The sequence below is a fragment of the Terrimonas rubra genome (assembly GCF_042686025.1).
GTDB classification, from domain to species: Bacteria; Bacteroidota; Bacteroidia; order Chitinophagales; family Chitinophagaceae; genus Terrimonas; species Terrimonas rubra.
Window position 1 is genome coordinate 2,367,328 of record NZ_JBHUOZ010000003.1, and the last position, 12,418, is coordinate 2,379,745.

Genomic DNA, 12,418 nt, shown 5'->3' on the forward strand with positions numbered 1-12,418 from the left:
TTTAATTTGTCTGCAATTAGATTTTACCTCTCCAATACTGGGTTTGTACCAGGTATTTATTTTCTTTAAATAAAGCCGGTGCAACAGGCCAGTAAAAACCTTCCTGTGCAAACCTGTTTGATGTTGGAGACAGCCAACCTATGATATCAAAACATTTTCTTGTTCTAATTAAATCATAAAAAATATGTCCTTCCAGGAAAAGCTCTTTGTAACGCTCTTCGATATAGGCATTCATTACCGAATCCCTGGGAGCAGCCGCTGTCAGTAATTGTGAAGCATGCGCATTATTCCTTGTCCTGAAGCTGTTAATGATATCCACTGCTACCGGGTCCTGGTTTTTATAAATGGCAATTTCTGCTTTTAATAATTTCATATCAGCCAAACGGAAAATGTTCATGTTGTTACTGATACGGTGATCCAGTTTCTGGCCGGGGTTCCTGTAAATAACGTTGCTGTATTTAATACACATATCAACATTATTCTCAGATAACGTAAAGTTCTTCCTGCGGCGGATATCGCTGTTATCAGGGCTTTTGGTGGTAGTAGTACCTTCGCGCCAAACCCACTGCCCTGGGGGATCCCAATACCAGGCCCAGGCAGTAACGGTCTCTACTTTATAAAAATGGCTGTTCAGGTAACTTTGATTAACACGGTAAAAAGGATTGATACCATACCCGTTTATATAATCCCTGTTCAGGAACAGGTTGGCAATATGCCTGTTGGTACCCTCTAAAGTGTTTTCACTTTTATTGATCTCGAAAATACTTTCGGAGGAACGGCCGATAAAAGTCTGGTAATAATTGGACGTATCGGTTAGTGCATAACTGCCCCTGGTTTCAATTTCGAAAATAGCTTCTGCAGCCTTATCCACATCGGCCATAATTGGTGTGGTACTTGACACATTACTTACCGTAGCGCGCCACAGGTATAAATGGGCCAACAAGGCATTCACAGCTCCTTTATTGGCAGTAACCGACTTTTCAGAACTATTATTATACTCCCATTTTAAATAAGTAAGCGCTTCTTTACAATCCTTCTCAATCTGAGCCATTACTTCCAGTTTAGGTGTACGTCCCAGGTGAGGAGCCCTGATAGGATCGTCATAGGCTTCTATTACCAACGGAACATCACCCCAGGTACGCACCAGCATGAAGTAAGTTAAAGCCCGGATGAAGAGGGCCTGGCCCAGTATATTATTTTTATAATTCTCAGGATTATCATGCACTGCCAGCACCGATTCCGGCACTGCATTCATTTGTTTCAAAATAATATTTGCCATGGCAATTGTCTTATAATAAGCTGTCCAATCGCCCAGGCTGGCTGCCACATAGTTATGCGCAAAATTCCCGTTCTGAATATCCATATTGCCATAACCATCTGCCGCAAACATGGTGTAACCCAGGTTGGCAGCGGTTTCACCATAAGCATAATAACGGTTATCAGTATTAATCATGCCGGTAGATAACATATCACGCATCAACGCATAGTTACCGGCCACTGCCGTAGTACCGGCATTGGGATCTTTCCAGAAGGCTTCACCATAGGTAGAATTGCGCGGCTCCTGGTCCAATACCTTTTTGCAGGAAACAGACAATAACATCAATAATGCAAAGCCTGTGAATAGTATTATATTTTTACCTTTTTTCATAAACTTAGTTTCACTTGTTAAAATTGTAATTGCACACCAATTGTGAATTTTTTGGGGATCGGGTAACCGCCGCCTGAGTATTGTCCGTAATAATCCACGGCCTCTGCATCAGGTAAACGTTTCGATTTCTGGAACATTAACACGTTGTCAAAAACGCCGTAAAAACGTGCCTGGCCCAGCTTCCACCTGTCTATTATTTTTTTAGGTAAATCGTAAGAAAGATTAATACTTTTTATGCGCACATAATTACCGCTTTCTAACCAGAACGTTTGGCCGCGTACATAATAATAACGGTAAGAGTTCATCGGGTAAGCAGGGAAGTCGGCCCTGTCACCTGGCTTACGCCACATATTTATTTTACTGAAATCGGGTGTTGATAAACGTGCAAATAAAGACATATCGCCGCTACCAGCCACATTTTCAAATAAATCCGAATCAAATGTGTTCAATACATCACGACCAAACAGGAAGGTGGTAAAAATACCTAAGGTGAAATTTTTGTAGGTGAAGTTATTGGTCCAGCCACCGGTAAATTTAGGATTAGGATCACCATAAGGTAATTTATCGGGGTTAACATCCGTTTCAAACGGATTAATTAAGTAGTCACCGTCCAGGTCCACAAACCACATATCACCGGCTTTATATTCACCGGGCACACCCAGCCTTTCACCGGTAAGGGGATTAACGGGTATATCATTCACCGTAGAGAAGATGCCTTTTGTCTGGTACATGTAGAATGTATTAACAGGGCGGCCAACCGTTAAAATATGTGTTTTATCAAACGAACCTGCGGAGAAAATAATATCACGGCCCGAGTTAGGTAATGCAGTTACCTGGTTCCTGTTTAACGATACATTTAAACGGCTAAACCAGTTAATAGCTGCATCACGTTTAAGCGGAGATGCTGCCAGCACCAGTTCGGCACCATAGTTACGCATACCAATGGAGTTGGTTTTAGCTACATTGTACCCGGTGGTTAAAGGCAATAATACATCCATGAAGATCTTGGATCCTTCACGGTTATACACATCAAACATTACCTGATACTTGCCGTTTAAAAACTCTGTTTCTAAACCAATATTCCACTCTTTTGCTTTTTCCCAGCTGATATTAGGTTGTGCCACACCGTTGTTAAAATTGGGCATAATGGCAGGTACACCGTTATAAGAAGCGGCATCGCTACCCAGGTAGCCACCTGCATTTACATTATAAAGGTTGTAAGCCAGGTAGTTTAACCCGGGCAGTTTACCCGAGGTACCATAACTACCCCTTAGCTTCAATAATGTTAAGGCAGAAAGCCTGTCCTTCATAAAGGATTCTTCAGATATTAACCAACCTGCAGAAGCAGAAGGGAAATTACCCCACTGGTTGTTTTCACCAAAACGGGAAGATCCGTCTCTTCTTATTACTGCAGAAAGCATATAACGGCTATCATAATCATACACTAAACGGCCATAATAAGATACCATACCATAAGCCTGGTAGTCAGTTCCGCCGTTCATGTTTTGCCTGATAAATCCGTCCACCACCTGTATCTGGTCAGAAACACCACCATAACCGCTAACAGAAATAGGTTTATACTGGTTGTATTCAATATCCATACCTACCATTCCTGTAAAGTTGTGCTTACCAAATTCATTACTGTACGTAAAGAAATTAGAAGTACGGGTATTCATGGAAACATCGGCAAACGAGCTGGCAGAGTTGCCGGCTCCCCCGTTCAGGGCACTGCTACGGCTTTGGTCCCTCCTGGAGTTGGTAACAATATAAGATGATTGCGACATGAAATTCAGGTGCCTGGTAAACTCAAAACCTAAATTCAGGTTCACACTTAACTGCCCGTTCTGGTTTTGATCCAGGTTTTTATCATATGCACCCAGCATAAACTCTTTTCTTACCGGATCCAGGTTAAACAGGGAAGACGGCATATTGGTAGCATTTAATCCAACGGCGCCACCATTACCCCTGGCCCTGTCTGTACGGGAATAAGCGATAATGGGGTTGATGCTTAATTTTTGATTTAAAGCTTTCGCCATTAGGTTTAAACGTAAAGAATAACGTGTAAAGCCGGTAGCTCTCACAATACCTTCTTCATTATAATAACCGGTGCTGAAACGGTAGTTCATACCACCTGCACCACCACCGCTTAAACTTAAATCGGCATTGTTAATGCGGCCTACCCTGTAAAACATATCCTGCCAGTCGGTATTACCGTTAAAGGCCGGGTTAAGGCTATCTGTTAACAGAATAGGCATATTACGCATCTGGTTATTATCCAGCCTGCTGGTAGCATACAGGTCATTTAATAAGGCCATTTTCTGCCTTCTTTCGGTTACCCCTAAAGTAGTGTTACGCAGTTCAGGTCTTTGGGTAAAACCTGTATAATAGGACAGGTTAACCCTTGGCGCAGTATTCTGTCCTCTTTTTGTTGTAATTAATATTACGCCATTAGCCGCCCTGGAACCATAAATTGCTGCAGCCGATGCGTCACGCAAAACGTCGATACTTTCAATATCCTGGGGGTTGATACCGGCAATAAAGTTGGTGCCGGTTCCCTGCCCGGGTGAATAATTATCCTGTGCCGGCTGTGGAATACCATCCACAACATATAAAGGCTGGTTGATAATAACATTACCATCATAATCCCTGCTGATAGACGTAGTACCCCTTACCTGTACTGAAGGGGATGCACCCGGCTCACCGGTAAAGTTCTGTACGTTTACGCCGGCCAAACGGCCCTGCATCAACTGGTCAAAACTCGCGGCAGGCAGGTTGGCAATTTCTTTGCCCGAAATACTGGATACAGCAGCGGTATTCTTTTTCCTGATAACCTTCTGGTAACCGATAATTACCACTTCATCCATACGGCTATCAGTTATTGCCAGCTGTACGGTAAGATCGGTTTGGTTATTAACAGGAACAGACTTGGTTTCATAACCAACATTCGTAAACTCCAATGTAGCAGTCGCCGCCGCTATAATGCTGAATTTACCTTTGTCGTTTGTAAATGTGGATACTTTGGTACCCTTAACCGTAACGGTCACCCCATCAATAGGCGCCCCCTTCTCATCATTTACCGTTCCGGTTACTGTTTGTGCAACAGCCGAGACCGTAAAAATGAGCCCAATGAGAGATAGCAGTAAATATCTCATAAGTTGTTTTGTAGTTAGTGAATAAATGTTGGTATAAAAAATCCGGCCTAAAGGCCTGTGTGTTGCAGTTGTTTTTATTTAGCAGGCATTATTATTTTTTTGTGTTGTTAATTAAAATGATTTCGTTGCAAAGGCTTCAATCATTACTATAGACATCAACAGCTACCTTAATTTCTAACCTTAACCATCCCTATACTTTATTGCCCACCTGTAGAACCAATAACCATCAAGACTTTCATATGACGCAAACAAATATAGAACTGCTTTTTACACAGTATTAACCGGATTTTGCTCAGTAAAAAGCAAAATTTAACTGTTATTTAAACATTTATTCATCCTGAAATAAAATGAGGTTTTCCCGGCTTTTTCATTGATTCTATTCCTATCTTTATCACACTATAGACTTCACTACCTGACAACACCTGCCTTTCTTATATTTTACTACAACTACCGGGACAGATAGCAATATTTGTAAATAAGCTGTGCTGTGTATTGATCGTTCCATCAGATATTGGTATGCCGAAAACATTTGAGCAAGCTGAAGGGCTGCCCCGCTGAGGTGAAAATCCTTTGTGCGGCGGGCAGCAATGCGGGAAGGGGCACAAAGATTGGAACCGGGCGGGGAACTACAGCTTAGCAGCGATATGCAGTTGACAGCCCCGGAAAAAAAATAAAAAATTAATTAAACATAGTTCGCTTAACATTTCAATTTCAGAATATATAACAACCATGATACAAAAAAGAATACCGGCCACCGGAATTGCCGGCTTATTACTGGGCTTAACCTTACAAAGTACCGTACCGGTAATGGCCCAGCAGCAACAATCGCCCTGGGACAGGATCGCCGCACGTCCCTCGACCCTGGGACTGGACAAGGGCATACAGGAGTACACCAGCGGCGCTTTTATTTTAAAACTGGTGAACGGATCGCAGACTGCGGCCGGCCTGGTATTGAATACAGAAAAAGATTTTGACTATACCCCCTCGGACCGGTTAAAAGGAAGGGATAAAGACGGGCTTTACCACCTGGGTGATATTAACCTGCAGGTAAAAACAAGCGGCAGCAATGAATGGCTGAAATTGTCCAGCGCCAAGAAAAGAAATACTGTACAGTCCTTACCGGCTTCGGGCAATGTACTGGCGGCGGCTGATCTTTCGAATACAATTGATGAAAAAAGCCCCATAACAATTAAACGCTACTGGGAAAAAATAAATAATGGTATCCAGTTACGTTTTGAATTAACCAATAAAACAAACCAGCCGGTTGAAATAGGTGCACTGGGTATTCCCATGATCTTTAATAATATACTGGAAGGTAAAAACCTGGACCAGGCACATAAACACAATGTTTTTTTTGATCCCTATATCGGCAAAGATGCCGGTTACCTGCAGGTAAACCGCCTGCATGGCAAAGGCGTGAGCCTGTTGGTACTGCCGGGTGAAAACGCTTCCTTTGAAGCCTATAACCCGCTGAATGACGACCCCAGCCCGAGAGGTATTGTTTTTGAAGGCTTTCATGAATGGCTGATATATAGTAAAGCTTTTGCTGATAAGGAATGGAAAAATGCTGATCCATGGAATACGCCAACATCGGTTACACTGGCTCCCGGTCAAAAGAAATCCTACGCATTAAAATTTGTGTTATCACCTTCTATTAAAGCTATAGAACAAACATTACTGAACCATCAGCGGCCTGTAGCAGTGGGATTACCGGGATATGTGATACCATCAAATGTAAGCGTAAGGCTGCAGCTTAAACATAACAAAGCAATTAAAAGTATAAAGGCTGAACCAGCCAATGCCCTACAGATAACAAAAGGAAAAACAACACCGAACGGATGGGCCACTTACCATATTACCGGCAATAACTGGGGACGTGCCCGTGTTACTGTTACCTATGCTGACGGCCTTACACAAACCATCAATTATAAGGTTATTAAACCGGAGGCAGAGACGGTAAGTGACCTCGGACATTTTTTAACCACTGAACAATGGTATGATAATAAAAATGATGCGTTTAAAAGAGCTCCTTCGGTTATCACGTATGATTATGATAAAAAAGCCCCGGTTACACAGGAGAATCGTGCCTGGTTTGCCGGCTTAAGCGATGAAGCGGGCGCTGCCAGCTGGTTAGCGGCCATGATGAAACAGTATGTACAACCCGATAGTAAAGAGATTGATAAACTAAAACGTTTTGTGCATGAAACCCTGTCCGGACGGATACAGCTTACCGAAGGCCCAAAGAAATATGGTGTGGTAAAAAGTCTTTTTTATTACGAACCGGATTCCATGCCTAAAGGCACTTATGATACTTCATTAAACTGGAAAGTATGGTCGGCATGGCCAAAGAAAGAGGCTGACAATGTAGGCCGTTCTTATAACTACCCGCATGTAGCCGCCGCCCATTGGGTAATGTACCGTTTAGCACGTAACTACAAGGGACTGGTAACTGAACATGAATGGAAAAAATATTTAGAAGATGCTTTCCAGACTGCCATAGCCATGGTACGCTTAGCGCCTTACTATGCGCAGTTCGGACAAATGGAAGGCTCCATTTTTGTATATATTTTAAAAGACCTGAAACGCGAAGGTTTAACTTACCAGGCCATGGAACTGGAAACGGCCATGCGTAAAAGAGCCGATCACTGGCGCACCCTTAACTATCCTTTCGGCAGTGAAATGCCCTGGGATTCCACCGGGCAGGAAGAAGTGTACCTGTGGTCAAGTTATTTTGGGTACGATGATAAAGCCGACGTAACACTAAACGCGATATTAGCCTATATGCCTACCTTACCACACTGGGGTTACAATGGCAGTGCCCGCCGTTACTGGGATTTTGTGTATGGCGGTAAATTATCACGTATTGAAAGACAGCTGCATCATTACGGCTCAGCATTAAATGCCATACCGGTGATTGCCGCTTATAAAGACAAACCCGATGACCTGTACCTGCTACGCACCGGTCATGCCGGTACATTAGGTGCTTTGGCGAATATTACCCAGGATGGTTTTGGACCTGCAGCCTTTCACTCCTACCCTTCTACCCTGGCCATTGATGGTATATCCGGCGATTACGGTTCCGGCTTTTATGGTTATGCCGTTAACTCTGCCACCTTTATTACGCAGCATCCGGAATTTGGCTGGCTGGCTTTCAGTGGTAACTTATCACAAAAAGGAAACTGGATAAACACAACCATAACCACTGCAGGCAAATCACGTGTATTTATTGCACCGGTTGGTGTATGGTTGCAGTTGGACGCCGGCAGGTTTGATGAAGTGTCGTACAATACTAAAACAGGTGAAATAAAAGCTACGCTATTGCCTGCCAATGAATTTACACCTGCTGCTTATTTGCGTGTAGAGAACAGCAAGGGCGAAGCCAGTGCCTATAAAGTAAATCATTACCAAAAAGAAGAACGCGGCACTTACAATATTCCATTAGCCACCAACAATACAACTATTTCACTCACCAGGTAAATTTAATAGTTGTACACCCAAAGCTCCTTCTGATCACCGGAAGGAGCTTTTGTATTTTACAGGGCCGGCTTCTAAATAATCTATCCGTTGCAATATCAAAATGAGGTAAGTAATAGCCAATATCAGTGTTTAAGAAGATTATCAATACAGATAGATTTGTTGAGACTCATTTTAATTAAAAACTGAACCAAAATTTTATGTACATGAAGCCTGTACTTTTATTAACAGCGCTGTTTATCACCTTAGCGTCCTGTAAAAAAGATAAAGAAACAGCCCCGCCACCCGTAACACCACCGGAGCCGGAAATACCCACCAGCAAATACAATTTCAGTAAAGAAGGCGGTATGACCCTTGCCATACATAAGGATGAAGCCAGCCGTGGTGGTAATGCTTCTTTAGCCATCAAGCTGATCAAAGAAAACCTGGCCCGGTTTGAAGCTACTGTCAGCAGTACCGCTTCAGGCAGGTTTGCAAAAGATACTTTGTGGGTAGAAGATCACGGCCCGGCTATAAAATTTGAAGAAGCCGCTGACCGTGAACATGCCGGATCGGTAATAGTAGGTAATGTAGTAGCTTATTACGACCTGGTAAAGAACAACCAACCCGGTTTGCTTTTTAATTATTTAGCCCGGCAATACTATGCCAGGTATTTATCAGCTGAGGCAAAAACAAATTTAACCGCACATTTTGGCACTATTAACGACAAGTATAAAAAAGTGTACGGCACCAATGGTATTAAACTGGTAAGAGAACAGGTATCGGATGCAGCTAAAAGTGTAGCCGATTATTTTGCTGAAAACACTGAAGCTTATTTGTCGACCAATAACTTCTTCCCGTTTGACTATCATGAGCTGGAAAGATTTGATCCTGTATGTTTTGCTACCCTGCAGGAAAGCTGGGGGGCCAGAACTTTTACACCCAACCCTGATGGTATTACCCTGCCGCCTGCTACCTTAAAACAATCGCTTAACTACGTTATCAGTGACCTGGATACGTATTACAGGAAATATATTGATGCAGAGGGTTTCCCTATTGTGGCTTCCCGTTTTGTGTCTGATTCTGCATTGGTGCAAACCAAAAAGATAGTAATACAAATGCTGACCCGGATACCCGATGCCAAAGCGGCCATGTTAACCGCTAATTTCCGTGTAGGCGTAATAGGCGCTTATGAAAACGTAACCGACTTACCTGAAAACAGGAAGATGAATGAATGGTGGCCCGGCACCGACTGGGATGCCAGGGGCCGCGGTTATGGCGCTACCGAATTTTTGCCGGTAATGTCCTGCGGCGAAGAGAATATTGTAAAGATACCGGGCTATACAGAACGTTATCCTTTTGAAAGCATTATGGTACATGAGTTTGCACATAATGTGGACTTTGGCCTGCGGAAAGCCCGTGCCGGCTTTACTACCGAATTATTAGCAGCCTTTAACTATGCCAAAACAAATGGTTTATGGGCAGGTACCTACTCCATGGAGAATGATGCCGAGTATTTTGCAGAAGGTGTACAGGCATGGTTTGATACCTGTAACATGTATGTAATGATCAATGGGGTTAGTACCAAATTAAAAACAAGAGAACAGTTACGTACTTACGACACCAGGTTATATGACCTGATAAGTAAAATAATGCCCACTGAAAAGTTAACAGGCTATCACTTTACATACGAATAATAATACACTATAGTGATATAAAGGCTAAAGGCCGGGCAATGCCCGGCCTTTATGATTACTCTTGTTTTACAGGAACATGCCTTTGCGGTAAAATTCCGCATCTTTACCATAGGTAGCGAGAATGGGGCGTAATTTTTTATCCAGCTCTTTATACGAAACAGGTTCGCCTCTCTGAGGCTTTTTTATACTTGTTATATCTGCTTCTTTTTTTACCACTGTAGCAAAAATACTGGTATGTTCATCCGGCATTTCAAGCCCCAGTATCATACCGGGCAAACCGGTAAAGCTTTCAGGGCCGCCGGAAACAGGAATGGATGGACAATAATAAGCAATAACAATTACCGAATCCCATAATGCCGCATTGGCTCTTTTACAGGCAAAGCCGGCTATATTTTTCACTTCTTCTGTCATCTTCCATTTCAGCTTTCTTAGTGCTTCATTAAACAGGAAATAGTTTTGCTCTATCCGTTTGCTGCTAACTGTAGTAGCTAAGGTTAAATCGTTGAAAACGATATTATCCTCCGCAGGAAATTCCCATGCATTAAAATTAGTTACCTTCTCACCAGGGCGGTAGAGGGTTTTGGCAACATCGAAATACAGGTCAAAATAGCTGTATTTAAATTCAGGAAGAGTGTCTTTCTCTCCCCTGCGGATATGGTGATATTTTTCATAAGCCTTTACGATCTGTACTTTCTTTTCAAATATTATTTTCCCGGAGAATAACAGTTCTTTTTCCTGTGCATGAAGGGTTGGTAGTAGCGTTACTGACAGCAGAACGGCAATGCAGGTTTTTAGTTGCATGAGCAATTGGTTTAGTGGTGATATAATATTTTATTAGATTCACAAAAGCAAAAATTCCATACCCCTGCTTCCCAAAAAAATAAAAGGCCCTTTACCGGCGGTAAAGAGCCTTTGTTCAACATGGCATTGTTCTATTGCAGCATACTACCCAAAATATTTTTTTGTAATGCGGTCATATTGACGTTTTCCGAAAGAACAACTTTTGTAAACAGCTCACCTTTCTGGTTTTTCTCTTCGCTGAAGTTGATGCTTAAGCCGGCTTTTGACAAATATTTTTGATAATCGATCTTGTTCAAAGTATAAATATAATCAAACAGTTCATCCAGCTTCTGTCCTGCCATTTGTTCACAGGCCGCTTTTACTTCGGCTTCGGTAAAACCACGGCCTGCGTTTTTATAGTAGGTGTTATATAAATAACGCATTACATCATCCAGCGATTTTTTATTGGCTGATGCTGATCTTATTTCAATATCCAGTAACAAACCAACAATGGGACCTTTTTCATAAAAAGAAATGGTTTCACCTTTTTTACCGAAAGGACCATCCTCCCAGGTATTGGCGCTGGATTGTGCCAGGGTTTGTTTTAACCGGCCGGCATTGTTCTCAAAGCCCTGTATAGTGCCTTGCCAGGCATCCAGTACTTCCCGTTTATTCATTAAACCGGCACGGTTTAATATCAGGTCTTCATAATACACAGTTAAGCCTTCGCCTACCCATAATGAATTGGTGCGGTTGGCTTTTGAATAATCAAATGGCCCCAGTTCAATTGGCCGGATGCGTTTGATATTATAATGGTGAAAGTATTCATGCGTAATAAAACTCAGCATCCGGTTGCGGCCTGCGGGATTATTTAATCCTTCACCGGAAAAACCAATAGCAGTTGAATTTAACTGCTCTATGCCTCCTGCACCCGGGCCTGTAGCAATAAAAGTGTAATGCTCGTAGGGAATATCACCAATAAGGTTACTCGCTGTTATGACTATCTTTTCAATATCCTTCATCAGGGCGGCACCATCAAAGCTGCCCATTTTATAACCGATGAACCGGTGTGGCTTGCCCTTTACTTTAAAAGCAGGCAGCTCCTGCAGGTCACCAATTAAAATGGGACAATCATACAGGATATCAAAGTCCCTGGCACGGTAAGTAGTTTTGCCTGTGGAATCCAGGCCGGTTGCTATTCTTGTCCACCCGTTTTGTAATGGAATATCAATAACAGCCGGTAATTGTAAAGCCCCATCCACATGTAAAAAACTAGCGGTAGGTTTTATAAAAGCCCTTTCTTTATCAATATAACTGGTAGCCACAAAAGCCCGCTCTGTTTTAACAGTATAGACAACCGTTAATGATTTAGTGCCTTTGGCAGCGATACGCCAGGTATCATTACCGATCTGTTGCCAGGTCAATACTTTCCCACCCTGGTCTTTAACGGAAAAATCCTGGATCGATTTACCATAGTTCATCACCTGGTAATACCCCGGTGACCATACCGGTAATTTAAGATCAACAATAGCCTTATTGTTTACCGGTACGCTCATTGTTATCCCGATTGTATGTGCTGCTGCCAGTTTGGTATCAACCGTAAAACGAACGGTATCTTTTTGTGCTTGCAGCTGGCCTGCTATTATAAGCATGAATAATACAGCTAGTATATTTTTCATAATATTCAT

At 42.5% G+C, this 12,418-nt stretch carries 6 protein-coding genes; 2 read left to right on the top strand and 4 right to left on the bottom strand.

Annotated elements, in window-relative coordinates; all coding sequences use genetic code 11:
* Nucleotides 1-16: 16 nt before the first annotated feature.
* Together ACFS6H_RS19110 and ACFS6H_RS19115 are read right to left on the bottom strand one after the other, a co-directional pair.
* Nucleotides 17-1,648 carry a RagB/SusD family nutrient uptake outer membrane protein gene (locus ACFS6H_RS19110; protein ID WP_386102919.1) on the bottom strand — a complete coding sequence of 544 codons (1,632 nt, stop codon included), beginning with the start codon at nucleotides 1,646-1,648 and terminating at the stop codon, nucleotides 17-19.
* 17 nt (nucleotides 1,649-1,665) lie between these two features.
* On the bottom strand, nucleotides 1,666-4,800 hold the full coding sequence (locus tag ACFS6H_RS19115; RefSeq protein WP_386102922.1) for a SusC/RagA family TonB-linked outer membrane protein: 3,135 nt from the start codon (nucleotides 4,798-4,800) through the stop codon (nucleotides 1,666-1,668).
* A gap of 729 nt (nucleotides 4,801-5,529) precedes the next feature.
* On the opposite strand from ACFS6H_RS19115, the gene ACFS6H_RS19120 reads away from it, so the two are divergent.
* Both ACFS6H_RS19120 and ACFS6H_RS19125 read left to right on the top strand, forming a co-directional pair.
* On the top strand, nucleotides 5,530-8,277 hold the full coding sequence (locus ACFS6H_RS19120; RefSeq protein WP_386102925.1) for a DUF5695 domain-containing protein: 2,748 nt from the start codon (nucleotides 5,530-5,532) through the stop codon (nucleotides 8,275-8,277).
* Between the two features lie 203 nt (nucleotides 8,278-8,480).
* Nucleotides 8,481-9,950 (top strand): hypothetical protein, encoded by a 1,470-nt coding sequence (locus ACFS6H_RS19125; protein WP_386102928.1) that lies wholly within the window; start codon nucleotides 8,481-8,483, stop codon nucleotides 9,948-9,950.
* Nucleotides 9,951-10,016: 66 nt separating this feature from the next.
* On the opposite strand, the gene ACFS6H_RS19130 is transcribed toward ACFS6H_RS19125, so the two are convergent.
* Nucleotides 10,017-10,751, bottom strand: a complete 735-nt coding sequence (locus tag ACFS6H_RS19130) for a GLPGLI family protein (RefSeq protein WP_386102931.1) — start codon at nucleotides 10,749-10,751, stop codon at nucleotides 10,017-10,019.
* A gap of 131 nt (nucleotides 10,752-10,882) precedes the next feature.
* Nucleotides 10,883-12,409 (bottom strand): M61 family metallopeptidase, encoded by a 1,527-nt coding sequence (locus tag ACFS6H_RS19135; RefSeq protein WP_386102934.1) that lies wholly within the window; start codon nucleotides 12,407-12,409, stop codon nucleotides 10,883-10,885.
* Nucleotides 12,410-12,418: the final 9 nt, after the last annotated feature.